Origin of the sequence: Silvimonas iriomotensis, assembly GCF_014645535.1 — a bacterium.
Lineage (GTDB): Bacteria > Pseudomonadota > Gammaproteobacteria > Burkholderiales > Chitinibacteraceae > Silvimonas > Silvimonas iriomotensis.
Genome location: NZ_BMLX01000001.1, coordinates 1,215,472 through 1,239,588, shown reverse-complemented (window position 1 = coordinate 1,239,588; position 24,117 = coordinate 1,215,472). Strand labels below are relative to the sequence as shown.

24 protein-coding genes are annotated in these 24,117 nt (G+C 59.7%); 20 read left to right on the top strand and 4 right to left on the bottom strand.

Annotation, left to right across the window (positions count from 1 at the left end; translation table 11 throughout):
* Positions 1–13: 13 nt before the first annotated feature.
* The 6 genes from hflX (at position 14) to IEX57_RS05460 (ending at position 6,055) form a co-directional block, all read left to right on the top strand.
* Positions 14–1,114 (top strand): GTPase HflX, encoded by a 1,101-nt coding sequence (gene hflX, locus IEX57_RS05485; protein ID WP_188703113.1) that lies wholly within the window; start codon positions 14–16, stop codon positions 1,112–1,114.
* Between the two features lie 9 nt (positions 1,115–1,123).
* Entirely contained in the window at positions 1,124–2,308 is a 1,185-nt protein-coding gene (gene hflK / locus IEX57_RS05480; protein ID WP_188703111.1) for an FtsH protease activity modulator HflK, read from the top strand.
* Between the two features lie 12 nt (positions 2,309–2,320).
* Positions 2,321–3,211, top strand: a complete 891-nt coding sequence (gene hflC / locus IEX57_RS05475) for a protease modulator HflC (protein ID WP_188703109.1) — start codon at positions 2,321–2,323, stop codon at positions 3,209–3,211.
* Positions 3,212–3,397 carry a DUF2065 domain-containing protein gene (locus tag IEX57_RS05470; RefSeq protein WP_268238306.1) on the top strand — a complete coding sequence of 62 codons (186 nt, stop codon included), beginning with the start codon at positions 3,212–3,214 and terminating at the stop codon, positions 3,395–3,397.
* A gap of 129 nt (positions 3,398–3,526) precedes the next feature.
* Complete coding sequence (locus tag IEX57_RS05465) at positions 3,527–4,672, top strand: ATP phosphoribosyltransferase regulatory subunit (protein ID WP_188703105.1); 1,146 nt, start codon at positions 3,527–3,529, stop codon at positions 4,670–4,672.
* 87 nt (positions 4,673–4,759) lie between these two features.
* Positions 4,760–6,055 carry an adenylosuccinate synthase gene (locus tag IEX57_RS05460; RefSeq protein WP_188703103.1) on the top strand — a complete coding sequence of 432 codons (1,296 nt, stop codon included), beginning with the start codon at positions 4,760–4,762 and terminating at the stop codon, positions 6,053–6,055.
* 67 nt (positions 6,056–6,122) lie between these two features.
* Here the strand turns inward: IEX57_RS05460 and IEX57_RS05455 are convergent, their stop codons facing one another.
* Entirely contained in the window at positions 6,123–10,238 is a 4,116-nt protein-coding gene (locus tag IEX57_RS05455; RefSeq protein ID WP_188703101.1) for a response regulator, read from the bottom strand.
* A 241-nt stretch (positions 10,239–10,479) separates the two neighbouring features.
* Between IEX57_RS05455 and IEX57_RS05450 the strand changes: the two genes are divergently transcribed.
* Together IEX57_RS05450 and IEX57_RS05445 are read left to right on the top strand one after the other, a co-directional pair.
* A complete protein-coding gene (locus tag IEX57_RS05450) occupies positions 10,480–12,963 on the top strand; it encodes a two-component system response regulator (protein ID WP_229708753.1) in 2,484 nt (827 codons plus the stop codon).
* A gap of 134 nt (positions 12,964–13,097) precedes the next feature.
* A complete protein-coding gene (locus IEX57_RS05445) occupies positions 13,098–13,307 on the top strand; it encodes a (2Fe-2S)-binding protein (protein WP_188703099.1) in 210 nt (69 codons plus the stop codon).
* Between the two features lie 92 nt (positions 13,308–13,399).
* Here the strand turns inward: IEX57_RS05445 and bfr (IEX57_RS05440) are convergent, their stop codons facing one another.
* Both bfr (IEX57_RS05440) and bfr (IEX57_RS05435) read right to left on the bottom strand, forming a co-directional pair.
* Positions 13,400–13,885 carry a bacterioferritin gene (bfr, locus tag IEX57_RS05440; RefSeq protein ID WP_188703097.1) on the bottom strand — a complete coding sequence of 162 codons (486 nt, stop codon included), beginning with the start codon at positions 13,883–13,885 and terminating at the stop codon, positions 13,400–13,402.
* An 11-nt stretch (positions 13,886–13,896) separates the two neighbouring features.
* A complete protein-coding gene (gene bfr / locus IEX57_RS05435) occupies positions 13,897–14,367 on the bottom strand; it encodes a bacterioferritin (RefSeq protein ID WP_188703095.1) in 471 nt (156 codons plus the stop codon).
* A gap of 190 nt (positions 14,368–14,557) precedes the next feature.
* Between bfr (IEX57_RS05435) and IEX57_RS05430 the strand changes: the two genes are divergently transcribed.
* From IEX57_RS05430 to IEX57_RS05415, 4 genes are all read left to right on the top strand, one after another.
* A complete protein-coding gene (locus IEX57_RS05430; RefSeq protein ID WP_188703093.1) occupies positions 14,558–15,346 on the top strand; it encodes an inositol monophosphatase family protein in 789 nt (262 codons plus the stop codon).
* 40 nt (positions 15,347–15,386) lie between these two features.
* A complete protein-coding gene (locus IEX57_RS05425) occupies positions 15,387–15,584 on the top strand; it encodes a DUF3460 family protein (RefSeq protein ID WP_188703091.1) in 198 nt (65 codons plus the stop codon).
* A gap of 170 nt (positions 15,585–15,754) precedes the next feature.
* Positions 15,755–16,951, top strand: a complete 1,197-nt coding sequence (gene purT / locus IEX57_RS05420; protein WP_188703089.1) for a formate-dependent phosphoribosylglycinamide formyltransferase — start codon at positions 15,755–15,757, stop codon at positions 16,949–16,951.
* Between the two features lie 2 nt (positions 16,952–16,953).
* Positions 16,954–17,343: a group II truncated hemoglobin gene (locus IEX57_RS05415; protein ID WP_229708750.1), complete on the top strand. Its 390-nt coding sequence runs from the start codon at positions 16,954–16,956 to the stop codon at positions 17,341–17,343.
* A gap of 624 nt (positions 17,344–17,967) precedes the next feature.
* On the opposite strand, the gene trmL is transcribed toward IEX57_RS05415, so the two are convergent.
* Positions 17,968–18,435 (bottom strand): tRNA (uridine(34)/cytosine(34)/5-carboxymethylaminomethyluridine(34)-2'-O)-methyltransferase TrmL, encoded by a 468-nt coding sequence (gene trmL, locus IEX57_RS05410; protein ID WP_188703086.1) that lies wholly within the window; start codon positions 18,433–18,435, stop codon positions 17,968–17,970.
* Between the two features lie 142 nt (positions 18,436–18,577).
* Here trmL and purU point away from each other — a divergent pair, with 142 nt between their 5' ends.
* From purU to gspK, 8 genes are read left to right on the top strand one after another with little or no spacing between them, the layout of a single operon-like run.
* A complete protein-coding gene (purU, locus tag IEX57_RS05405; protein ID WP_188703084.1) occupies positions 18,578–19,429 on the top strand; it encodes a formyltetrahydrofolate deformylase in 852 nt (283 codons plus the stop codon).
* 12 nt (positions 19,430–19,441) lie between these two features.
* A complete protein-coding gene (locus IEX57_RS05400; RefSeq protein WP_188703082.1) occupies positions 19,442–20,011 on the top strand; it encodes a hypothetical protein in 570 nt (189 codons plus the stop codon).
* Positions 20,008–21,210: a type II secretion system inner membrane protein GspF gene (gspF, locus tag IEX57_RS05395; RefSeq protein ID WP_188703080.1), complete on the top strand. Its 1,203-nt coding sequence runs from the start codon at positions 20,008–20,010 to the stop codon at positions 21,208–21,210. The genes IEX57_RS05400 and gspF overlap by 4 nt, the downstream gene beginning before the upstream one ends.
* Positions 21,211–21,218: 8 nt before the next feature.
* Entirely contained in the window at positions 21,219–21,671 is a 453-nt protein-coding gene (gspG, locus tag IEX57_RS05390; RefSeq protein ID WP_188703078.1) for a type II secretion system major pseudopilin GspG, read from the top strand.
* Positions 21,672–21,689: 18 nt separating this feature from the next.
* Positions 21,690–22,184: a type II secretion system minor pseudopilin GspH gene (gene gspH / locus IEX57_RS05385; protein WP_188703076.1), complete on the top strand. Its 495-nt coding sequence runs from the start codon at positions 21,690–21,692 to the stop codon at positions 22,182–22,184.
* Positions 22,177–22,548 (top strand): type II secretion system minor pseudopilin GspI, encoded by a 372-nt coding sequence (gene gspI / locus IEX57_RS05380; protein ID WP_188703074.1) that lies wholly within the window; start codon positions 22,177–22,179, stop codon positions 22,546–22,548. The genes gspH and gspI overlap by 8 nt, the downstream gene beginning before the upstream one ends.
* Positions 22,532–23,137, top strand: a complete 606-nt coding sequence (gene gspJ / locus IEX57_RS05375; protein ID WP_188703071.1) for a type II secretion system minor pseudopilin GspJ — start codon at positions 22,532–22,534, stop codon at positions 23,135–23,137. Before gspI ends, gspJ begins: the two co-directional genes overlap by 17 nt.
* Positions 23,134–24,078 (top strand): type II secretion system minor pseudopilin GspK, encoded by a 945-nt coding sequence (gspK, locus tag IEX57_RS05370; protein ID WP_188703069.1) that lies wholly within the window; start codon positions 23,134–23,136, stop codon positions 24,076–24,078. The genes gspJ and gspK overlap by 4 nt, the downstream gene beginning before the upstream one ends.
* Positions 24,079–24,117: the final 39 nt, after the last annotated feature.

The window sequence follows — 24,117 nt, the reverse complement described above, 5'->3', positions numbered from 1 at the left end:
ATCCAGAAAATTTATGTTTGAACGCCACAAGGGCGGGGACCGTGCGGTTCTGGTCTGTCTTGATTTCAATGAACCGGACTATCGTGATGGTCAGGAAGAATTCGTCCAGCTGGTTGAATCGGCTGGTGTAACGCCGGTTGCCATGGTGGAAGGCAGCCGCCGCAAGCCTGATCCCGCTTTCTTTGCCGGTACCGGCAAGGTTGAAGAAATTGCCGAGGCGGTGCGCGCCAATCAGGCTGAGGTGGTGATTTTCAATCATCAGCTCTCGCCCGCGCAGGAGCGCAACCTGGAAAAAGCCATGCAGTGTCGGGTGGTCGATCGCACCACGCTGATTCTGGATATCTTTGCCCAGCGCGCCCGTACGGCAGAAGGCAAGTTGCAGGTTGAACTGGCCCAGTTGTCGCATATGTCCACGCGCCTTGTGCGCGGCTGGACTCACCTTGAGCGGCAAAAGGGCGGGGTGGGTTTGCGTGGTCCGGGTGAAACGCAGCTGGAAACCGACCGGCGTTTGCTGGGGATTCGCGTCAAGCGGCTCAAGTCGCAGCTGGAAACGGTGCAAAAGCAGCGCAAGACCCAGCGCCGGGCGCGTGAGCGACGCAATGAGTTCTCGGTGTCGATTGTGGGCTATACCAATGCGGGCAAGTCGACGCTGTTCAATGCGCTGACCAAGGCCAATATTTATGCGGCCAACCAGTTGTTCGCCACGCTGGACACCACGTCGCGCAAGTTGTTTCTGGATCAGGAGCACTCGGTGGTCATCTCTGACACCGTCGGGTTTATCCGCCAGTTGCCGCATACGCTGGTTGCCGCGTTTCGCGCCACGCTGGAAGAAACACTGCACGCGGACCTCTTGTTGCACGTGGTTGACGTGAATCACCCGCTGCGCGATATGCAGGTCGAAGAAGTCAACAAAGTTTTAAATGAAGTCGGTGCGGAACACATTGAGCAGTTGATGGTCTGGAACAAGATCGATCTGAAAGGGCTTGCGCCAGCGGTCGAGCATGACGAGTATGATAAAATCCGTGCGGTTCGTGTAAGCGCCGCGCAGGGGGAAGGGCTCGATTTGCTGCGGGGCGCGCTGGTCGATGCAATGAGTCAACCCGTCGAGGAATAACAAGATCCCATGAGTCAAAACGATCCGCAGTGGGGTGGTGGCCGCAAGGACGGCCCGCCCGATCTGGACGAAATCATCCGCAACTTCACCAACAAGCTGGCCCGCTTTTTCGGGGGCGGCAACCGGCCACCTTCCCAGCCGGGCGGGCGCAGCGGCATTCCGGGTGGTAGCACCGGGGTGGTTGCCATCATCGGCATTGTCATCGTGCTATGGCTGGCCTCCGGCTTTTACGTGGTTGATGAGCGCGAGAACGCGCTGATCCTGCGTTTTGGCCGCTATGTCGAAACGGTCAACAAGTCCGGTCTGAAGTGGCACTATCCGTGGCCGATCGAGACCCGCGAACTGATCAATGTCACTGAAATCCGCAGCCTGGAAGTCGGCGGCCGCGGTGACAATGGCAATGATGAATCCATCATGCTGACCGGTGACCAGAACATCCTGCAGGTGCAACTTGAAGTGCAATACACGCTCAAGTCGGCCCAGGATTTCGCTTTCGACAACCGCTTTGTTGATCGCGACGGCAAGGACATGGTCAAGCAGGCCGCTGAAACGGCCATCCGCGAAGTGGTCGGCCAGAACAAGGTGGATTACGTCCTGAACGAAGGCCGCGGCAAGATTGCTGAAGATACGCGTGACCTGATCCAGAACCTGCTGGACCGCTATGGCACCGGTATTGCCGTGGCCCGGGTGAACATCTCTGACGTGCAGCCGCCTGAACAAGTGCAGACCGCCTTTGCCGATGCCGTGAAGGCCCGGCAGGATCGGGCGCGCCTGATCAACGAAGGTACGGCGTACGCCAACGACGTGGTGCCCAAGGCCAGCGGTACGGCCGCGCGCTTGCTGGAAGAAGCGCAGGGTTATCGTCAGCGTGTGGTTTCGCAAGCAGAAGGTGATGCCTCGCGCTTCAAGCAGGTGGCCACCGAGTACGCCAAGGCGCCGCAAGTGACGCGTGAGCGGATGTATCTGGACACCATGCAGCAGATGTTCCAGAACACCACCAAGATTCTGGTGGATCAGAAGAGCAACGGCAGCCTGTTGTACCTGCCGCTGGATAAACTGATCCAGTCGACCAATCCCGCTCCGTCTGCGGATGTGACCAGGCCGGCAGCAACGCCTGACACCACGGCAGACGCTACTCCGGCCGCAGCGCCGGCCACTACGGCATCAGACCGTAGCGGGCGTGACGGACGATAAAGGGGAGAGGTCATGAATCGAATTATTCCGACCCTCGCGGTCATTCTTGTGGTGCTGTTCGTGCTGAGCCTGGCGCTCTTCACGGTAGACCAGCGCCAGTATGCGGTGGTGTTCCAGTTCTCTGAGTTCAAGCGTGTGCTCAAGGAACCGGGCATTTTCTTCAAGGTGCCGCTGCTGCAGGACGTGCGCTACTTTGATCGCCGCATCCAGAGCATTGATGAAGCTGAACCGGCCCGGATCCAGACCATCGAGAAGATGAACGTCAAGGTCGACAGCTATATCAAGTGGCAGATCGTGGATGTCGAGCGCTACTACCGCGCGGTGGGTCTTGATGAAAGCAAGGCGCGTGATCGTCTGCGCAATACCGTGAACAACATGCTGCGCGACGAGTTCGGCAAGCGCACGGTGCAGGATGTGATCTCTGGCCAGCGCGATGCCGTGATGGCGCGTGTACAGCAGGTTGCAGATGCTGATGCCGCCCGTATCGGCGTGCGCGTGGTCGATGTCCGGATCAAGCGGGTCGAGCTGGAAGACAGCACGCTCAATTCGGTTTACGAGCGCATGCAGTCCGAGCGCAAGGCCGTGGCCAACCAGTTGCGTGCTGAAGGTGCGGCACAAGCTGAACAGATCAAGGCCGATGCGGATCGTCAGCGCGAAGTGGTGCTGGCCGATGCCTACAGCAAGGCGCAAACGTTGAAGGGTGAGGGCGACGCCAGGGCGGCAGCCATTTACTCTGATGCCTACGGCAAGAACCCTGAGTTCTACTCGTTCTACCGCAGCCTTGAAGCCTACAAGCAAAGCTTCAGCAAAAAGTCTGACATGATGGTGGTTGACCCCAGCTCTGACTTCTTCAAGTACATGAAGAATCCGGGTGCAGGTGCCGCCGGCAAGGCCGGCAAATAAGTGGGTTCGACCCTCTGGCAGGCACTGGTCATGGTGCTGGTTCTGGAGGGTCTGATGCCTTTCGCGTTTCCGGGTGCATGGCGAAAAACCATGGCCCGGATCGCGCAAATGCATGACTTGCAAATCCGTTTGTTTGGCCTTGCACTGCTGTTGGGCGCCGCCCTTGTGGCGGTTCTTGCCCGCTAACAGCGGCATTCATGAGATAATGCGATACGAAAATCACGGCCCCGGTGCGTTCTGCGCGCCAGGGCCTTGATTTGTCTGGATTTTCTGTTAAGCGGATTTTTGAGAGTCCGTAACTATCCTGGTTTGAAAATGCGTAACTGGATTCTGCCGGAATATATTTCCGATGTGCTGCCCCGCGAGGCTCGCCAGATTGAGGCGATGCGCCGTGGCTTGCTCGATCTTTTTTCCCGCTACGGCTACGAGCTGGTCATGCCGCCGCTGGTCGAATATGTTGAATCCCTGTTCTTGCAAGATGATCCGGCACTGGACCTGAAAACCTTCAAGCTGGTCGACGAGATGACCGGCCGGCAGATGGGCCTGCGGGCTGACATCACGCCGCAGGTGGCCCGGATCGATGCTCATATCCTCAACCGTCAGGGCGTCGCGCGTCTGTGTTATTCCGGCTCCGTCGTCAGCACGCGCCCGGATGGCATTCTGTCCACGCGTGAGCCGCGCCAGATTGGCGCTGAAATCTACGGTTGCGCGGATGTCGCCGCAGACGTGGAAGTCATTGAACTGATGTTTGAAAGCCTGGCGTTTGCCGGCCTGAAAACAGCACGCCTTGATGTGGGGCACATTGGTTTGTTCCACGCGCTGGCAGATGCAGCGGGTTTGAAGGGTGATCTGCGCGATCAGACTTTCCTCGCGCTGCAGCAAAAAGACCTGCCGACCCTGCGCGAATTGTCGGCCACGCTGGATGTTGAACTTGCCGCGGGCCTGCAAGCCCTGCCGACGCTGTATGGCGGCTACGATGTGCTGGCGCGTGCCCGCGCCGCATTGCCGGCGCTGCCGGGCGTGACCGCTGCGCTGGCCGCGCTGGAAACCCTGTTCGCCGCGCTCAAGGCGCGGGGTATCGCCGTGCGCTTTGATCTGGCTGAAGTGCGCAGCAGCGACTACCACACCGGTCTGGTGTTCGCCGCCTATGCCGATGGCTTTGCCAACGCGGTGGCGCGTGGTGGCCGTTATGACAGCGTGGGCGAGCGTTTTGGCCGCTCGCGCCCGGCAACCGGCTTCAGTCTGGACATGCGTGAACTGAGCCGTCTGCCGTTCCCGGAGCAGGGCGCCGCCATTCTGGCCCCCGCAGGTGACGATGCCGAGCTGATTGCCGCCGTCCGCCGCCTGCGTGACGCCGGTGAAACCGTGATTGTTGATCTGGGCGTCAAGCCCGAAGAAGTTGCCGTCAACCGCCGCCTCGTCCTCAAGGATGGGCAATGGCAGGTTGTTCCGCTTGTCTGATACGCGGGCTTTTCGCACGGCAGTCTGCTAAAAAGCGGGCTGCCTGAATGTAAACGGTTGTTCTATCTGGTTAAATCGAGGTTCTGAATGAGCAGAAACGTAGTCGTGGTCGGTACCCAATGGGGTGACGAGGGCAAGGGCAAGATCGTCGACTGGCTGACCGATCACGCCCAGGGCGTTGTCCGCTTCCAGGGCGGCCACAATGCGGGCCATACGCTGGTGGTGGGCGGCAAAAAGACGGTGTTGCGTCTGATCCCGTCCGGCATTCTGCATCCGGGCAAGGATTGCTTCATTGGCAATGGCGTGGTGATCTCGCCGGAAGCCTTGCTCAAGGAAATCGACGAACTGGACGCCGCCGGCATTGATGTTGCCAGCCGTCTGCGCATTTCCGAAGCCTGCCCGCTGATCCTGCCGTACCACGTGGCACTGGATCAAGCGCGTGAAGCGGCCAAGGGCGAAGCCAAGATCGGTACGACCGGCCGCGGTATCGGCCCGGCCTACGAAGACAAGGTAGCCCGTCGCGCCATTCGCGTGCAAGACCTGTTCCACCCGGAACGTTTCGCCGCCAAGCTCAAGGAAAACCTGGAGTACTACAACTTCCTGTTGACCCAGTACTTCAAGGCCCCGGCGCTGGATTTCCAGACCGTTTACGACCAGACCCTGGCTTTTGTCGAGCGCATTCGCCCGATGGTGGCCGATGTGTCGCGCACCTTGTACGACCTGAACAAGGAAGGCAAGTCGCTGCTGTTTGAAGGCGCACAAGGTACGCTGCTGGATGTGGACCACGGTACTTATCCGTTCGTGACGTCCTCCAACTGTGTGGCGGGTGCTGCGGCACCGGGCGCCGGCGTGGCACCGCAAATGCTGCACTACGTGCTGGGTATCGTGAAGGCGTACACCACCCGCGTGGGTTCCGGCCCGTTCCCGACCGAACTGTTTGACGAAGTGGGCGCTGGCCTGGCCAAACGCGGCAACGAGTTCGGCTCTGTGACTGGTCGTCCTCGTCGCTGCGGCTGGTTTGATGCGGCTGCGCTCAAGCGCTCCATCCAGATCAACGGTGTTTCCGGTCTGTGCGTGACCAAGCTGGACGTGATGGACGGCATCGAGACCATCAATCTGTGTACCGGTTACAAGATTGACGGCAAGATCGTCGATATTCTGCCGATCGGCGCCGAAGAAATCGCCCGTTGCGAGCCGGTGTACGAAGAGATGCCGGGCTGGAGCGAATCCACCTTCGGTATCAAGCGTTTCGAAGACCTGCCGGCCAACGCCCGCGCTTACCTCAAGCGTGTGGAAGAAGTCTGCGAAGCACCGGTCGATATCATTTCGACTGGTCCGGATCGTGAAGAAACCATCGTGATGCGTCATCCGTTCGGCGCCTGATCGCCAGACGGTTCGCGAAAAAGCCCCGCAATGCGGGGCTTTTTTCATGGTCGGGTGGATGACGTGATCAGTTGCGCAATTGCGCCAGCAGCTCCTCGCACTGCGCCCGCGCGCGCTGGAAATCCAGCTGGTTGATGGCGTCGCTGATTTTTGCACCATGATCAGGATAGGCCGCAGTCAGCCCGGCCTTGATCTGGTCGAACACGCGCATGGCTTCCATATTGGCGGACGCCAGCAGTTGCGACAGGGTTTCCAGATCGCTGGCCAGGGCAGAGTCCGGCGCGGCTTCGGCGTGGGTGCCGGTACCGCTGGCCTCCTGCAAGATGGCCTGCAGGGCTTTGACGTTGCTGCAGGTTTCTTCCAGCGCGGCGTTGATCTGGGCCAGCTTTTCACCCAGCACCTTGTCATCCAGCCCGTCTCGCACATCGCCCTCTACCTGACGCACTTGCAGGGCCAGATCAGTCGCACCGACCGTGCCGGCGGTACCCTTGAGCGTGTGCAGCAGCCGCGCCAGCGCGTCTTGCGGGCTGCCGGGCCACCATTGCGCCAGTTGTTCGCTCATTTGCGCGCTGGTGCTCACAAAGCTGCCCAGCGCCCATTCAAACAGCGGTAGATCGCCACCCAGCCGGGCCAGCGCGGCGGCGATATCCAGCCCGCGTTCACCGGCCAGTTTGAGCGCTGCCGGCGGGATGACACCGCCCGTGCGAACCTGGGCGGGCGGCGGCTGCAGGGCGGGCTCTGCGACTGCGTGCCGGGTGAACTGGCGAATCACCGCCACCAGCTGGTTCAGATCAAACGGTTTGCCGACGTGATCGTTCATGCCCGCATCCAGGCAGGCCTGGCGATCGCTGGCCATGGCGTTGGCGGTCATGGCAATGATGGGCAGCTCGCGCAGGCCCAGTTTGTGACGGATCTCGCGGGTGGCGGCGTAGCCATCCATATCCGGCATCTGGATATCCATCAGCACGGCGTCGTATTGCGGCTGCGCGTTCTGCACAGCGGTCACGCCTTCAATCCCGCCACCAGCGACATCCACTTGTGCGCCTTCGTTCTTCAGCAACTCGCGCGCCACTTGCTGGTTGGTCGGGTTGTCTTCCACCAGTAGCAGGCGCAAACCGGTCAGACGCGGGCCGGCGCCGGACTTGCGCGCCGGAATGCTGGCCGGGTTCTGGTTGGCGCGCGCATCGGCCACGGCATCAAACAGGGTAGAGATGGTGATGGGTTTGACGAGGAAACCATCAAGCAGCGCCTGTTCGCTGGCCAGCCGCTGCGCCAGCATTTCCCGGCCATGGGCGGTCACCATGACAATCAGCGGGCTGGTGCCCGGCGGTGCAATGGCGCGGATGCGCTCTGCGGTTTGCCAGCCATCCATTTCCGGCATGGCCCAGTCGACAAAGATCACGTCGTAGGTGCGGCCGCGTTCAATGCTTTGCTTGAGCAGATCAAGCGCTTCGACGCCGGAGGCCGCCAGGTCAGCGCGCCAGCCCAGAGAATCGACCATGCGCGAGATCACCTCCCGCGCGCTGGCGTTGTCATCAATGATCAGCGCGCGTACGCCGCGCAGATTGGCCAGCGCCGGCAAGCTTTCCTCCAGCGAGGTTTCCTCGCCGGTGGCTTCCAGCACGATCTCGAAATGAAAATCGCTGCCTTTGCCCGAGACGCTTTCCACCGCCAGTTGGCCGCCCATCAAGCGCACCAGACGCTGACTGATGGCAAGACCCAGACCCGTGCCACCAAAGCGCCGCGTGGTCGAGACTTCGGCCTGGGAGAACCCCTCGAAAATATGAATCAGTTGCTCTGGCGTCATGCCAATGCCGGTATCGCGGACAGAGAACTCCAGGTTCAGCGTGTCTTCGCGGCGGCGTTTGAGGCGCACAGACAGCACCACCTCGCCGTGTTCAGTGAACTTGATGGCATTGCCGGACAAATTGATCAGCACCTGTTGCAGGCGCAGCGCATCGCCAATCACCAGTTCCGGAATCGCCGGGTCGATATCAAACAGGATTTCAATGTTCTTGCGGCCCACACTGGCGGACAAAATGACGCCGATATCCTTCAACAGCTTGTCCAGCATGAACGGGTGCGGGTCCAGTTCCAGCTTGCCGGCTTCGACCTTGGAGAAATCCAGAATATCGTTCAGCAAGCCCAGCAAGGCCTTGGCGGACGACTCGGCTTTCTCGGTGTAGTCATGCTGGCGATTGGTCAGGTCGGTCTGCTGTAACAGTTGCAGCATGCCCAGGATGGCGTTCATCGGGGTGCGGATTTCATGGCTCATGTTGGCGAGGAAATCCGATTTGGCGCGGGTGGCCGATTCCGCGCTTTCCTTGGCCTGGCGTAACACCGCCTCGTCGTGCTTGTGCAGGGTCAGGTCCATGGCAATGCCAAGGAAACCAAAGATGCGGCCTTCGGAATCGCGCAGGCTGCTGACGGTCAGCAGCACCGGCACCTGGCTTTTGTCCTTGCGCACATACCGCCACTCGTTGGAATCCGGTTTGCCCAGCCGCGATTTGGCAACAAAGGTCTCAAAGCCAGGTTCGACCAGATAGCCCAGTTCCGCGCTCAGTTCGCGTGCGTGGCGCTCTACCTCAAGCGGGTCATGCAAGATGCCTGGTGTTTGTAGGTCGATCATTTCATCGGCCCGGTAACCCAGCAAACGCTCCGCCGCCGGGTTGAACAGTTTGATCATGCCTTCTGAATCGGTGGCGATGATGGAATACCCGGCGCTTTCCAGAATGGCCGCCTGCAGGGCAGAGAACGCCTGGATTTGCCCGGTCCGCTCCTGCACTTGCTGCTCCAGCGTGGCATTGAGTTTGAGGATCTCGGCCTCGGCCTCTTTTTGCTGGCTGATGTCGCGTACGGTCTTGGCCGCGCCATCAATTTGCCCGTTGGGCCCGCGAATGGGCGACACAGTGACGGAGACCGCCACATTGGTGCCGTCCTTGCGCCGGCGCACGGTCTCGAAATGGGGGACGATCTCGCCATGGCCCACGCGTCGCAGGATCTCGGTTTCTTCGGCGACGCGGTCTTCCGGAATCACCAGTTCACGGATGGTGTGGCCCACGGCCTCGGCCGCGCTGTAGCCAAACATGCGCTCGGCGGCCGGGTTCCACGTCATGACAACGCCTTCCAGCGTCTTGCCGACAATGGCGTCATTGGAGCCCTCGACGATGGCCGCCAGCCGTGCCTGATCGGCCATGGCGTGCAGGCGCCGGTCCACGTTCAGCGAATACAGGTAGATCACGCCGGCCAGCAGCAGCGCGCATGCCAGCACAATCAGTGCCGGCTCCAGCGGCGACAGCAGGTTGAGGTCATCCACAAACTTGGGCAAGGCCGCGATCTGCGCGTGCCACACCTGCCCGTAGCGATGAATGTCGGCCTCGTAGACATAGCCTTCTTCCGGCTTGCGATCGCTCAGCGGCGAGGCGAAGAAAGTCGCATTCTTGTCGTCATTATCCAGGGCCGACAACCGGACGGTGATCTCGCCATCGCGGTAGTCAAAATGCTTCATCACCTCGCTGGCGACCAGCGGCGTGTACACCCAGCCCAACGTGGCGTCTTCACGGTCTGCCGGGTCGGCTGGCATGGCGCCTTCGCGGTAGACCGGCATCACCAGCAAAAAACCCAGGTTGGGCTGGCCTTTGGGCAGCGTCAGCCCGATGGGACGGGTCAGCGTGGCCTGGCCGGTAGTGACGGATTCCTGCAAGGCACGCAACCGACTGGGTTCAGAGGCCAGATCCAGCCCGACAACCCGGCGGGCCACCACTTCTGGCACAAAAAACTCCACCACATATTTGTCGCCCTTATGCGGCAGCAATTGCTCAATCCGGAAATCAGGCTGGCCATTGGCGCGCTGATTGATCACAAATATGGCTTCCTGATCTGCTTTGACCCGCCGGACAAAACCATATCCGCGCGAGCCGGGAAACTCGGTATCCAGATCAAGTGAATTGCCGTATTGCCTGAAACGCTGCTGGGCCTGGTCTTCGCCCAGACTGCCAAATACCGCGCCACGCGCACCGCGCAGGCCGTATTCATAAATACGCAGTTGCGTATTGATTTGTTCTACCGCGCGTTTTGAACGCGATAAAAACCGCTGATGTGCGGCAGCGTCATTTTCTGCTTGTTGATGATGGGCGAGCAGGGCAGACAACACGAGACCCAGCGCAATGATGATCGCGGGCATCCACCTTGGGCTATTGATTTGCAAACGCTTTCACTCCCGGTTGAGCGCATCCTGGTGAAGCTGACAGGAGCGGTGTTATGTCCTGTAGACCACCATAAAAGCGGCTCGGTGAAAATGCTGTACTTCCTTGTAATCGGTGCTATCCAGTAATTAATAAGAAATCGCTACCAAAAAAATTGCATTAGTAAGTGCCTGTATAGCAAAACAAGAACCGGACTGCCGCACTGGAGAGAAAACTTACGTGTTTGCTGTCGAAGAGCAGTGGCCCCGACCAACCATCCTGATCGTTGACGACGCAATCGAGAATATCAAGCTGATAAGTCATGCACTGTACGGTATGGCTGATCTGCTGTTCGCCACCAACGGGCCGGACGCATTGCGTATTGCTGATTCCAGCCGACCTGATCTGGTCATTCTTGATATCGAAATGCCGGGAATGGATGGGTACGAAGTTTGTAATGCGTTGAAGGCCAACCCCTATACCAGCGAGTGCGCGGTGATCTTTATCACGGCGCATGAGGGGACGTCGTACGAAACGCAATCGCTTGCTGCCGGCGGGATTGATTTTCTGACCAAGCCGATCAATGTCCCTATTTGCCGGTTGCGCGTCCAGAACCAGCTCACCCTTAAACGCCAGAAAGACGAACTGGCGCAAACCCGGCGCGATCTGGCCGACCTGGTTCACCACTTGCCCTCGTTTGTTGCGTTCTGGGGCGCCGATACCGTTAACCGCTATTGCAACGATCAGCTGGGCCACTGGTTTGGCATCTCTGCCGCGCGCATGCTGGGCATGTCGCTCGATAGCGTGCTCAACGAAGAAACCATGGCGCAATTGCGGCCCCACTGGGTTGGCGCAATGGAAGGGCGCACGATTTCGGTGGAAGTGACGCTGTTCCCGTCCTCGGCGCGGCGCCGTATCGCGCAGACCACGCTGGTGCCCAACTGGCAGATGGGCGTGGTGGCCGGGGTGCTGATGGTGCTGACCGACATCACCGACCGCATCACCGCCGAGCGCGCCTTGTGGGAAGAAAAAGAGCGCATGCGCATTACGCTCAATTCCATTGGCGATGCGGTGATTGCCACCGACCAGCAAGGTCTGGTGACGTTCATGAACCCGATTGCCGAGGAAATGACCGGCTGGTATTCGTCTGACGCCATCGGCAAACCGATCGACAACGTGATGGAGCTGCGCGACGCCAACAACGGCCATGTGCTGCGCAACCCGATTTACCTGGCACTCAAGGAAGAACGCATTGTCGGCATGGCGCTGAACTGCAATCTGGTGGCGCTCAGCGGCCAGCAATCGGCAGTGGAAGACTCTGCCGCACCGATTCGCAACCAGTCTGGCGAAATCTCTGGCGCCATCATTGTGTTCCGCGATGCCAGCGAGGCGCGGGCCATGGCGATCAAGATGAGCTATCTGGCCAGTCATGATCCGCTTACGGGCCTGCCCAACCGCTTGCTGCTGCAAGACCGGATTTCACATGGTTTGCAGGTGGCGCGCTGGAGCCAGACCCACGTTGCCATGCTGTTGCTGGATCTGGACTACTTCAAGTTCGTGAATGATTCGATCGGCTATACCGCCGGGGATGATCTGCTGCGGCAAGTGGCGCACCGGCTGGAAAACGAACTCTCTGCCACCGGTACCATCGGCCGGCTGGGGGGCGATGAGTTTGTGGTGCTGCTGCCCGAATTGCGTTCGATTACCGAGGCCGATGAAGTGGCCACCAGCTTACTGGCTGCCATGGCCGAGCCGTTTGAACTGGACGGAAACCGCTTTGATCTGTCGATCAGTGTCGGGATCAGCCTGTTCCCCGACGATAGCTCGGACGAAGAAACGCTGATGCGCCATGCGGACGTGGCCATGCACCGCGCCAAGCAGGATGGGCGCAATCGCTACCGGTTTTTTTCCACCGAACTGGAAGACCTGGTCCTCAGCCGGCATTTGCTGGAACGCCACCTGCGTGAGGCGCTGCAAGAGAACCGCTTTGAAGTGTTTTACCAGAGCAAGGTCAACGCCCGGGAAGGGCGGGTGATCGGGGCAGAAGCGCTGGTGCGCATGTACAGCACGGAAGGCGAACTGCTCTCGCCGGGGCGGTTTATCCCGCTGGCTGAAGAAACCGGGCTGATTGTGCCGCTGGGCAAAATGGTGCTGGAGATCGCCTGTCGGCAGGCCGCCAGCTGGCATGAACAAGGACACGCGCTGAAGATGTCGGTGAACATTGCCGCCGCGCAGTTTGCCGCGGGTAATTTCCCGGAAGTAGTGGCAGAGGTACTGGATCACACCGGCCTGAACCCGGACATGCTGGAACTGGAAATCACCGAAGGCACGCTGATGAGCGAAGCCGACGCCGCGCGGGAGACGCTGATCGAACTCAAGGCGCTGGGCGTGCATGTGTCGCTGGATGACTTTGGCACGGGTTATTCCAGCCTTGCGTATCTGAAGCGGTTTCCGCTTGATACGCTCAAGATCGATCAGTCATTCGTGCGTGACATGCTCAACGACAAGAGCGATATGGCGATCATCCAGACCATTATCGCGCTGGGTCAGACGCTGGGCATGGAACTGGTGGCCGAAGGCGTAGAACAACGCGAACAAGCCGAGATTCTGGCCAGCATGGGCTGCCACATCATGCAGGGCTATCTGTACGACAAACCCAAACCGGCCAGCGACTGGAGCTTTATCGAGCCGACTGGCGTGGCGCGGTCTATTTCCGGCAACTGACGCGCGTCCAGGTCGCAAACCCCTTGTTATGCCATGGTTATTTGCCGTTTGTCGGTGCTTCACTTTTGTTACTGGATTGAGAATTGTTCTTGTTAGATAATGAGAACAGTTATCAGTAACAGGATTGGGCATCGATGTACGTCTGTATCTGCAACGCAGTCACCGAAAAAGATATCCACCAGGCCGTCGAGCAGGGCATGCGCACGTTTACGCAAGTGCAAATGGCAACCGGCGCCGGTACGTGCTGCGGTCAGTGCACGGGTTGCGCCAAAGACACCATGCTTGATGCCATAGAGGCAGAAGCCATTCGCGGCTGGGAAGAAATGGACGCCATGGCGGCCTGAGCGCGCACCGAGAGATTACAAAAGAAACGGCCGAGGTTATCCCGGCCGTTTCTTTTTGTGCCTCGTCAACACAACACTGAACCCGAAACGGCTCAGGTGGGGCTGCCGCTACCCATCTGCGATTGCAGGTAGTTGTGCGTGCCCACGGTGCCCAGTAAGAACAGTTGCTGTTCCAGCCAGTGCGCGTGATCCACTTCCGTATCATCAAGCAGGCTGACCAGCATTTCACGGGTCACATAATCCTGCTCGCGTTCGGCCATGGCGATGGTGTCTTTCAATGCCTTGGCGACTTCGTACTCGGTATCAAGGTCGTTCTTGAGCATGGAAGGCACATCGGTGCCGATACGCAAACGGGTGCGCGTAGCCACATTGGGCATGCCTTCCAGGAACAGAATGCGTTCCATCAGGCGCGTGGCATGGCCGATCTCGTCCTGGCGCTCGTGGTCAATGCGTTCAAACAGGCGGTGATAACCCCAGTTCTTGTACATCTGGCTGTGCAGGAAATACTGGTCAATCGAAGTCAGTTCCGCAGCCAGCAGGTGGTTCAGTGCATCAATAACGTTTGTCTTGCCTTGCATGGTGCCTCCACTCAATCGCCAATTTGCGATTGCAGATAGTTGGCCAGACCCACTTCCGGGATCAGACCCAGCTGGGTTTCCACCCAGTCGACGTACTCTTCTTCTTCTTCCAGCAATTCGGTCAGCATGTCGCGGCTGACGTAGTCCTGAGCCTGTTCTGCGTTTTCAATCGCGCCGCGCAGGGTGGTCAGGTAGCCAGTCACCAGCTTGAGATCACAGGAAAGCATTTCCTGTGGATTCTCGCCGATCAGCAATTTGCCCAGTTGTTGCAGATTGGGCAGGCCTTCCAGAAACAGAATGCGTTCAATCAGTTCATCGGCACGCTTCATGGCGTGGATCGACTCGTGATACACATGGTCGTTGAGCCGCTTGTAACCCCAGTTCTTGTACATGCGCGCATGCAGGAAAAACTGGTTAATGGCGGTCAGTTCGTTGGTGAGCACACTGTTCAGCGCTTTCACCACATCAGGATTACCCTGCATGATGCTTTCCTCTTGTTGTCGGGCTGACCGTCTATTTTAGAGCAGCCAGCCAGACTCTGCCGACTGCAATGCGCGCGTCTGGCGGCTACAGGCAGGCGCAAATCGCGGATCATTGCGATAATTCATCCGTTTCGCGTGGCCGGTAGAACGTGTTAGGCTGCGCGCCGACGCCAAAAAGGTATAGATCACCATGAGTCAACCCACGATTTCGCAAGACCTGATTGCCCTGGCCCACGAACTGGCTGACCTTTCTGGCCAGACCATCCGCAGCTATTACCGCCAGGATGTCTCTATTGTTTCCAAGGCCGATGACAGCCCCGTCACCGTGGCTGACCGCGAAGCCGAACGTGTCATGCGTGAGCGCATTCGTGCCGCGCGCCCCAATGACGGCATCATTGGCGAAGAACACGGCGAGGAAAACACCGAGGCCGAATGGGTGTGGGTGCTCGACCCGATTGATGGCACCAAATCGTTCACCGTGGGCCGTCCCTTGTTTGTCACCCTGATTGGCCTGCTGCACTTTGGCAAGCCGGTGCTGGGCGTGATCAACCAGCCCATTGTGAATGACCGCTGGATTGGCGGCGTCGGCGTGCCGTCCACCCTGAATGGCAAATCCATTGCGGCCAGCCGCGTCGAAAACCTGGCCGAGGCAAAGATCGGCACCACCGGCCCGGAACATCTAGAAGCCTGCGCCGATGCCTTCAAGGATCTGGTCAAGGCCAGCCGTTACCCGGTTTACGGGGGCGATGGCTATCTGTATGGCCAGGTGGCCGCCGGCTGGCTGGATCTGGTGGTGGAAGAGGGCCTCAAGCTGCACGACTACGCCGCGCTGGCGCCTGTGATCATTGGCGCCGGTGGCGTCATGACCGACTGGCAGGGCGAGTCGCTGCGTCTGGGCAGTGCCGGCCGGGTGCTGGCCGCTGGCAATGCCGCACTGCATGCACAAGTGCTCCCCGCTTTGCGCAGCTTGCCGGTATAATCGGCAGATCGCAGAAAAACAAACACGGTGTTTTGCATCCATGGCTCAAGATATCAACTACGTTTCTGAATTCACCCAGTTCATGCGCGGCTACCTGGCCGAGCACAATGACGTTGCCAAGGGCCAGGTCGAAGGCCGTTCCCTGCTGTGGGACAAGGCCCCGATCAATCTGGACGAAAAAGCCCGCAACGATGCCTCGCGCGTGGCGCAAAAGTCGTATCCGTACCAGGCTGACTGATCGTCGCCTAACAAGTACGTGAATGAAAAAAGGCCGGTTTCCCCGGCCTTTTTTCTTGCCTGCAATATGGCCAGAACCGCCGGGCAAGTGTGCCGCCGCACGGGCGGCATGCGTGGTAAGATTCGCCCCTTCCAAATTCATGCCCAGTCTGATTGATCCAGGAGTTTGTCATGCGTATCGGAACACCGCTTTCTACCTCTGCCACCCGTGTCATGCTGCTTGGCTGCGGCGAACTGGGCAAAGAAGTCATCATTGCCCTGCAACGTCTTGGCGTTGAAGTGATTGGTGTCGACCGTTATCCGGATGCGCCTGGCATGCAAGTGGCGCATCGCAGCCACGTGATCAACATGGCTGATCCCAAGGCCCTGCGCGCCCTGGTAGAACAAGAGCGTCCGCACCTGATCGTGCCGGAAATCGAGGCCATTGCCACTGAAGAATTGCTGCGGATCGAAGCCGATGGCGTGGCTGAAGTGATCCCGACCGCCCGCGCGACCAACCTGACCATGAACCGCGAAGGCATCCGTCGTCTGGCCGCAGAAGAACTGGGCCTGCCGACCTCGCCGTACCGCTTTGCATCGTCGCTGGAAGAAATGCAGGCCGCCATCAAGGAAATCGGCTTTCCGTGTCTGGTGAAGCCGGTCATGTCTTCGTCCGGCAAGGGTCAATCCACCCTGCGTTCTGAAGCGGATGTCGTTCCGGCCTGGGAATACGCCGCCAGCGGTAGCCGCGTGAACCAGGGCAAGGTGATCGTCGAAGGGTTCATTGATTTTGAATACGAAATCACCCAGCTGACCGTCCGCGCCGTGGGCGAATCGGGCGACGTGGAAACCTTCTTCTGCGACCCCATCGGCCACGTGCAAGTGAAGGGCGATTATGTGGAAAGCTGGCAGCCGCAGCGCATGAACCCGCTGGCGCTGGAACGCTCGCGCGAGATTGCGCAAAAGATCACCGCCAACCTCGGCGGCCGTGGCTTGTTCGGCGTTGAGCTGTTTGTGAAGGGCGACGAAGTCTGGTTCTCTGAAGTCAGCCCGCGCCCGCACGATACTGGCCTTGTCACGTTGACCAGCCAGCGTTTCTCTGAGTTTGAACTGCACGCCCGCGCCATCCTGAAGCTGCCGGTGGACGTGGCCCTGCGTGAACCGGGTGCCAGCGCCGTGGTTTACGGCGGCATGGAAGAAAAGGGCATTGCCTTTGAAGGCGTCGAAAAAGCCCTGGCCGTACCGCGCGCGGACGTGCGCCTGTTTGGTAAACCGGAAGCGTTTGAACGCCGCCGCATGGGCGTTGCTGTCGCCGCTGGTGACAACACCGATCAAGCCCGTGAGCGCGCCAAGCTGGCGGCCAGCCTCGTCAAACCGGTCAAGGGTTGAGTGTGGAAGAAGTCACCCAACTGACGCCGTACGAGATGCTGGGCGGCGCTGCGCCGCTGCGGCAACTCGTGGACCGTTTCTACGACATCATGGATACCGACCCGCGCGTGGTGCCCTTGCGGCAAATGCACGGGCCGGACCTGACCCCGATCCGCCAGAAACTGTTCGAGTTTCTGTCGGGCTGGCTGGGTGGCCCGTCGCTCTTTATCGAGAAATACGGCCACCCGATGTTGCGTGCGCGGCACATGCCGTTTGCGGTGGATGAGGACGCGCGTGATCAGTGGCTGCTGTGCATGTACACGGCCATGGATGAAATCCCGATGGAGCAGACGTTGCGGGATCATCTGGAAGATGCGTTTTTCCGCACTGCGGATTTCATGCGGAACCGTTGATTGTGGTGTGGTTCTGGTGTGAATCAGCAAAAAAAGCCCCGCGTTGAGCGGGGTTTTTTGTTTTGGGGGTGTGGTGCGCGCGGCTGGTGTTGGGTTTGCTTTGGTGGGGGCTTTTGCGGACACAGGTGGATTGTTTGCGTTCCTGTGTCTCGTCATTCCGGCCTTGGGGCGGAGTCCGACTGGGATTCATGCCTGGCACCGCTACAAAACTTTTAACCACTGTTAGCGCCTGATGGCGCGGTGATTTACATACCGGCGGTGGCCGGAGCACGTTACTTTCTTTGCTTCGCCAAAGAAAGTAACCAAAGAAAGGCGACCCCAGCCTGGCGGCCCTCCGGGCTTCCCTCAGTCGGTCGGGAGCCTAAGGTCTCCCTCCGCTCCTTCGGCGCTTGGCTTTAATGGGGGAAGAAAGGCAACTGCAACGACAACTGCCAACAGCAACGGCAAGTGTTGTAGGGTGGATTCGGAGCAGAGCGACAATCCACCATGGTATTGGTGGATTGCTTCGCAAATTCATCCAGCGCCACTGTCTATACGACTGGTGGGTTCACCCACCATTTCGCGCTTCCCGGTCTTGGCGGTGCGACTCTCACTGCGATGTCCGCCAACACCACGAAGCCGGCCTTAACTCCCGCCGGCGTACCCTGACTGCCGCCATGCTTCAAACACGGTCACAGCCACGGCGTTAGACAGATTCAAGCTGCGGTTCTGCGGAAACATCGGTAGCCGTATGCGGTGTTCCGGGGTGAATTTGTCCAGGATATCTGCGGGTAGTCCGCGGGTTTCCGGGCCGAATACAAAGACGTCGCCTGGTTGGTAGCTGAGGGTCTGGAACAGCGCGCTACCTTTGGTGGTCATGGCAAAAATACGGGCGTCGGCGGGCAGGGCGCTGATCAGGGCTTCCCAGTTTTCATGCACCTGCATTTCGGCAAATTCGTGGTAATCCAGACCGGCGCGGCGCATGCGGGCGTCATCCAGTTCAAAACCCATGGGTTTGACCAGGTGCAAAGTGCAGCCCGTGTTGGCAGCAAGCCGGATTACATTGCCGGTGTTGGGGGGGATCTCAGGCTGGAACAGGACGATATGAAACATGTTTTGCTTTTTGAAATAGGAAAAAACGCAATGTGTGAGGCGAAAATCCTGTCAGATTGCAGGCTGTCATGATTGCGCGATGCCATGGCGATAAGGTTGCTGCTAGAATCACCGGCTGACAAAGTTTTAACCGGATTGCTGCATGAATACCGCCACGCTGTTGATCAGTTGCCCGGACCGCAAGGGTCTGTCTGCTGCCATCGCCAATTTTCTGTACACCTACAACGCCAACATCGTTCACTCCGATCAGCACCAGGACGTAACGGACGATTTGTTCCTGATGCGGGTGGAATGGGATCTGGCCGATTTTACGCTGGATATGGCCGCTTTTGCGCCGGCATTTCAGCCCATTGCGGATCGCTTCAACATGCAATGGAAAGTCGCGCTGACTTCGCGCCGTCCGCGTATGGCGATTTTTGTCTCAAAATACGATCACTGCCTGGTGGATTTGCTGCATCGCCATCAAAGCGGCGAGCTGGAATGCGATATCCCGCTGGTGATCTCCAATCACGAAGATTGCCGCGCGATCACCGAGTTTTACGGCGTGCCGTACCACGTGATCCCGGTAACCAAAGAAAACAAGGTCGAGGCCGAAGAAGCCCAGCGCAAGCTGCTGGAAGACAACGGCGTAGACCTGATTGTGCTGGCGCGTTACATGCAGGTGCTGTCGCATGACTTCACCGCACGCTACCCGCAACGCGTGATCAATATTCACCACAGTTTCCTGCCGGCGTTTGATGGCGCCAAGCCGTATCACCGCGCCTTTGCCCGCGGCGTGAAGCTGATTGGTGCTACCAGCCATTACGTGACCGAAATCCTGGACGACGGCCCGATCATTGAGCAGGACGTGATCCGTATTTCGCACCGCGACGATATCGAAGAACTGGTGCGCAAAGGCCGCGATCTGGAAAAGATCGTGCTCTCGCGCGCGGTGAAGTGGCATCTGGAAAACCGTGTGCTGGTGTTTGCCAACAAGACCGTGATCTTCGCCTGAGCCTGACGCCAAGTGCTTGCACGTTTTCTGCGGGACGCGCTCGATATCTGCCTGATGCGCGTCAAATCGCTGGAAGAATACAGCTACGCTGCCTGGATGCCGGCCGCGTGGCTGTGCCTGATCGGCATTGCCGATGCAGCGTCAAGCACGGATCTGGATGCCAGTCTGGGCGCGCGCCTGTTGTTTTTCGTGTCGCTCAACTGGCTGGAAACGGTCTTGCTGGCCGTGTGGTTGATGCTCTGGTACCGCATTACCGAGCGCAAGGCGCTTGAAGGCAGTCTGTTTCCGCTGATGGTGCTGTGTGCCACGCCGGATTTGATCGCGCCGGCACTGGCGCAGGTGCCGGGGGATATTGGCAACCTGCTGAAATTTGCATTGATGGTCTACGGCATGACGGTTTCTGTACGCGCGCTGATGATTGCCACACGGCAGAAACTTGCCGGTGCCATGATCGCCGTCTTGTCCTTTTTGCCCGTAGCACTGTTGCTGGTGTCAGGCGCAACCAGTGTCGCCGCCCAGATGGGCTGGATTCACGACGAACCCCCAACCAGCGCCCCCACCGCCGAGGAGATCGGGTTGTGACCGCTTTTCGCTATGTAGCGACCAGCCAGGATGGCACCAGCAAACGCGGCATGATTGAAGCCGATACCCAGCGCCATGCCCGCAGCATATTGCGGGAGCAGGGTTTGTGGGTCAGTGAACTGGGCGAGATCAACGCCGGTCACGGCAAGTCTGGCCGGCATAAAGGGCTGGGCGGTCAGCGTCTGGCGGTGTGGACACGCCAATTGGCCACATTGCTGGATGCCAGTCTGACGGTGGAACAAGCGCTGGCGGTATTGATCGAACAAAGCGAAGACGAACGCGAGAAGCAACTGGCTGGCGCGCTGCGCAGCGAGATTCTGGGCGGGGCATCGCTCTCTCAGGCCCTGTCGCGGCAAGGCAAGGCGTTCCCGGAGTTGTACCGGACCATTGTGGCGGCAGGCGAGGAATCCGGCCGCGCTGCCACGGTGATGCAGCGCCTGGCCGACTATCTGGAAGCACGCGCCGCGCTGGCCTCCAAGGTGGCGCTGGCCTTTGTCTACCCGGCCGTGGTCATGGCGGTATCGATCATCGTTGTGGTCGGTTTGCTGACCTGGGTGGTGCCGCAGATGGTGACGGTGTTCCAGAGCGCCAAGACAGAACTGCCGTTTCTGACGCGCGCCATGCTGTGGGCTTCTGCCGCCGTGCGTGGCTGGGGCTGGCTGATTTTGCTGGTGCTCATTGGCCTGGGTGTGGGCGGCTGGCAGGCGCTCAAGCAAGAGTCGGTGCGCCGGCGGTTTGATGCCTGGCGCCTGCGTGTGCCCTTGTTTGGCCGCTTTGAGCGCGCCGGCAATACCGCGCGGCTGGCTTCCACCCTGGCGATTCTGGTCGGCAGCGGCGTGCCGCTACTCAAGGCGTTGCAGGCTGCGGTCGGCGTGATTGACAACTTGCCGCTCAGAGAAGCGGTGCAAGAGGCGGCCCGCCAGGTGCGGGAAGGGGTGCCGTTGTCACGCGCCCTGGCGCAAAGCAATCTGTTTCCGCCGGTGCTGATTCACCTGATCGGCAGCGGCGAAGCCACGGGGCGGCTGGAATACATGCTGGACAAAGCCGCCGCGCAGCAAAGTCTGGAGCTGGAAAACAGGGTTGCGACCTTTACCAGCTTGCTGGGGCCGATCATGGTCCTGGCGATGGGGATTGTGGTGTTGTTGATTGTGCTGGCGATTTTGCTTCCTGTTTTTGAAATGAACCAATTGGTCAAATGAGGATTTCCATGTTTGCAGCAGCATCCCGGCGTGCCGCCGGCGCCGCCCAGCGCGGTTTTACCCTGATTGAAATTCTGGTGGTGATCACCATTCTGGCCATTCTGGGCGCGCTGATTGTTCCCAAGATCATGGATCGCCCCAACGATGCGCGTGTGGTCGCGGCCAAGCAGGACATCCGTTCGGTCGTCCAGGCGCTCAAACTGTACAAGCTCGATAACGGCCGTTACCCGACCACCGAACAAGGCCTGAAAGCCCTGGTTGAAAAGCCCACGGCTACCCCGGCACCGACCAACTGGAAAACCGGTGGTTACCTGGAAAAGCTGCCCAAAGACCCATGGGGCAATGACTACGTGTACCTCAATCCGGGTCTGCACGGCGAAATCGACGTGATGAGCTACGGTGCGGATGGCCAGTCGGGCGGCGAAGGTTACGACGCCGACATTGGTTCCTGGCAACAGTAAGCGCCTGCGGTCCGTTGCATGTCTGCTTCCAGGCGCGCCACGCGCGGCTTCACGCTGATCGAGATTCTGGTCGCGCTGGCGCTGATCGGCATCATTCTGGGCCTGGCGGTGGTCAAGCTGGGCCAGTCTGATGGTCAGATGGCCGAGCGCGAAGCCAGCCGGCTTGCCGCCGTGCTGGAAGACGCGCGCGATGAGGCCATTGCCGGCGGGCGCACGGTAGGCTGGTCAACCGACGGCCATGGCTACCAGTTCTGGGTGCAGGACGACCAGAACAACTGGCAGGCCATTCCCAATCATGAAGTGCTCAAGCCCTATGAACTGCCGGGCGATCTGCGCATTACCCGGCAGACGGCCAACCTGCGCGAATTGCGCCTGGGTGAGCGCATTGTGTTTGAGGCTTCCGGCGTGAACCAGCCGTTTACGGTCGAGATGGACATCGGCAGCAACCAGTGGCTGCTGGAAGGCGACGTCATGGGGCGGGTGAATGCGCATAAGGTGGAGCCCAATGCCTGAGCGCCAGCGCGGTTTTACCCTGATTGAAGTGATGGTCGCACTGGCGGTTGTCGCCATCGCCCTTGTGGCCGCGCTCAAGGCCACCAGTTTTGCCACTGATTCTGCCATGGACTTTCGTACCCGCATGCTGGCGGGCTGGGTGGCGGAAAACCGTCTGGCCGAGCTGACGGCGCGGCGGGATTTCCCCGAGACCGGCCAGTCCAGCGGGACCGAAGACCAGGCCGGTGAGACCTTTACCTGGCGCATCAATGTGGGCCCTTCGCCCAACCGGTCTTTCCGCCGGCTGGAAATCACGGTTTACGAACAGAAAGACCCGCAGCATGCCGCTGCCACTCTGGTGAGCTATCTTGCCCGCGTTCAATAGCCCCGCATCCCGCACCAGCCGCGCCGGTTTCACGCTGATTGAAATCCTGATTGCACTGGCGATTTTTGCCGTGATGTCGCTGATCGCCTTTCGCGGCCTGTCCACCATGGTCGATACCAAGATCAGGCTGGATGGCGAAACCACGCACTGGCGCGATATGACGCTGGTGCTGGGGCGCTTTGACGATGACCTGACCCAGGTACTGAACCGCAGCTGGCGCGACAGCAGCGGCGTGACGCAACCGCCGATTGAAGGCAACGCCCAGCCGGATAATCCGGACTGGCCCTTGTTGCAACTGGTGCGCGCCAACCGTGACCAGGAACCGATCCACGTCGGCTACCGGCTCAAGGGCGGGCGGCTGGAAATGATGCAATGGGACACGCTGGACCAGGCGCCCAGAGCCACGCCGCAAGTGCACGTCATGTTCGATCAGGTAGAGCGCTTTGAAGTGACGTTCATGGATAGCGCCAGCAACTGGCAAAACAAGTGGCCGGTGCCCGGCAGTGCGGATGTCTTGCCGCGCGCGGTACGCATCATCGTGCAACAAACCGGGCAGGGCCCGGTGACCCGGATTTTTGCCCTGCCATGAGACAGCCCCGTGTGACTTCCGCCGTGCGCCAGCGTGGCATTGCCATTCTTACCGCCGTGGGCCTGGCGGCACTGGTCGCCGCACTGGCGGCGTGGATCGCCTGGCGGCAGGGCTTGTGGTTTCGCCAACTGGAAAACCAGATGGATCAGGCCGAAGCCATGGGTGTGGTGCGCGCGTCGATCAACCTGGCGCGGCTGACCCTGAAAGACGATTACCGCCTGAATCAGATCGACCACATGCTGGAGCCCTGGAATATCCCGATTCCATCCATTCCGGTCGAAAACGGCCGCGCGGGCGGCCGCGTGACCGAGCAGAACGGGCTGTTCAACCTGAACAATCTGGTGAGTGATACCGGCCAGGCGAATGATGTCGAAATCACCGCCTGCAAGAAACTGTTTACGTCGTTATCCATCTCGCCAGATCTGGTCAACGCACTGGTGGACTGGGAAGACGCCGATTCGGATACCCGCAACCCGGGCGGTGCAGAAGACAACGAATACCTGCAGGCAACGCCGCCTTATCGCGCGGCAAACCAGCGGCTGGCTGACTTTGGCTCGTTGAACCGGGTGCGCGGCTTTACGCCGGACGTGATCAACCTGCTGCGGCCATTTGTCACGGTATTGCCGGCGCAGACCGCGGTGAACGTCAACTTTGCCAGCGCAGAAGTGCTGGCGGCCATCGTGCCAGGTTTGAGCGTGACCCAGGCGCAAGCCGTCGTGGCCAAACGGGCCGGCTCTTATTACGCCAATACCACAGACTTCATCAATGCCTTGCCCGACAGCGCCAAAACCACGGTGGTGGCGGCCGATATCGCGGTGCAAAGCACGTATTTCGTCAATGAGGTCGATGTCCATTTCGGACGGGTAAGTTTGCGTTACGCCGCCTTGCTGGAGCGTAAATCCACTGATATTCCGCGGATTGTCTGGCTGCGCCGGGAGTAATAAACCACGCGCCAGGCAAGGTGCGGGCAGGGTAGGCGG

Excerpts from the sequence above, each read along its gene's own strand:
- purT (WP_188703089.1), top strand. The coding sequence starts at position 15,755 with ATGCGTATCGGAACACCGCTTTCTACCTCTGCCACCCGTGTCATGCTG.
- IEX57_RS05430 (WP_188703093.1), top strand. The coding sequence starts at position 14,558 with ATGAGTCAACCCACGATTTCGCAAGACCTGATTGCCCTGGCCCACGAA.
- gspI (WP_188703074.1), top strand. The coding sequence starts at position 22,177 with ATGCCTGAGCGCCAGCGCGGTTTTACCCTGATTGAAGTGATGGTCGCA.
- hflX (WP_188703113.1), top strand. The coding sequence starts at position 14 with ATGTTTGAACGCCACAAGGGCGGGGACCGTGCGGTTCTGGTCTGTCTT.
- IEX57_RS05425 (WP_188703091.1), top strand. The coding sequence starts at position 15,387 with ATGGCTCAAGATATCAACTACGTTTCTGAATTCACCCAGTTCATGCGC.
- gspK (WP_188703069.1), top strand. The coding sequence starts at position 23,134 with ATGAGACAGCCCCGTGTGACTTCCGCCGTGCGCCAGCGTGGCATTGCC.
- IEX57_RS05455 (WP_188703101.1), bottom strand. The coding sequence starts at position 10,238 with ATGCCCGCGATCATCATTGCGCTGGGTCTCGTGTTGTCTGCCCTGCTC.
- IEX57_RS05465 (WP_188703105.1), top strand. The coding sequence starts at position 3,527 with ATGCGTAACTGGATTCTGCCGGAATATATTTCCGATGTGCTGCCCCGC.
- hflK (WP_188703111.1), top strand. The coding sequence starts at position 1,124 with ATGAGTCAAAACGATCCGCAGTGGGGTGGTGGCCGCAAGGACGGCCCG.
- gspH (WP_188703076.1), top strand. The coding sequence starts at position 21,690 with ATGTCTGCTTCCAGGCGCGCCACGCGCGGCTTCACGCTGATCGAGATT.
- IEX57_RS05445 (WP_188703099.1), top strand. The coding sequence starts at position 13,098 with ATGTACGTCTGTATCTGCAACGCAGTCACCGAAAAAGATATCCACCAG.
- gspG (WP_188703078.1), top strand. The coding sequence starts at position 21,219 with ATGTTTGCAGCAGCATCCCGGCGTGCCGCCGGCGCCGCCCAGCGCGGT.
- IEX57_RS05460 (WP_188703103.1), top strand. The coding sequence starts at position 4,760 with ATGAGCAGAAACGTAGTCGTGGTCGGTACCCAATGGGGTGACGAGGGC.
- trmL (WP_188703086.1), bottom strand. The coding sequence starts at position 18,435 with ATGTTTCATATCGTCCTGTTCCAGCCTGAGATCCCCCCCAACACCGGC.
- purU (WP_188703084.1), top strand. The coding sequence starts at position 18,578 with ATGAATACCGCCACGCTGTTGATCAGTTGCCCGGACCGCAAGGGTCTG.
- bfr (WP_188703097.1), bottom strand. The coding sequence starts at position 13,885 with ATGCAAGGCAAGACAAACGTTATTGATGCACTGAACCACCTGCTGGCT.
- bfr (WP_188703095.1), bottom strand. The coding sequence starts at position 14,367 with ATGCAGGGTAATCCTGATGTGGTGAAAGCGCTGAACAGTGTGCTCACC.
- hflC (WP_188703109.1), top strand. The coding sequence starts at position 2,321 with ATGAATCGAATTATTCCGACCCTCGCGGTCATTCTTGTGGTGCTGTTC.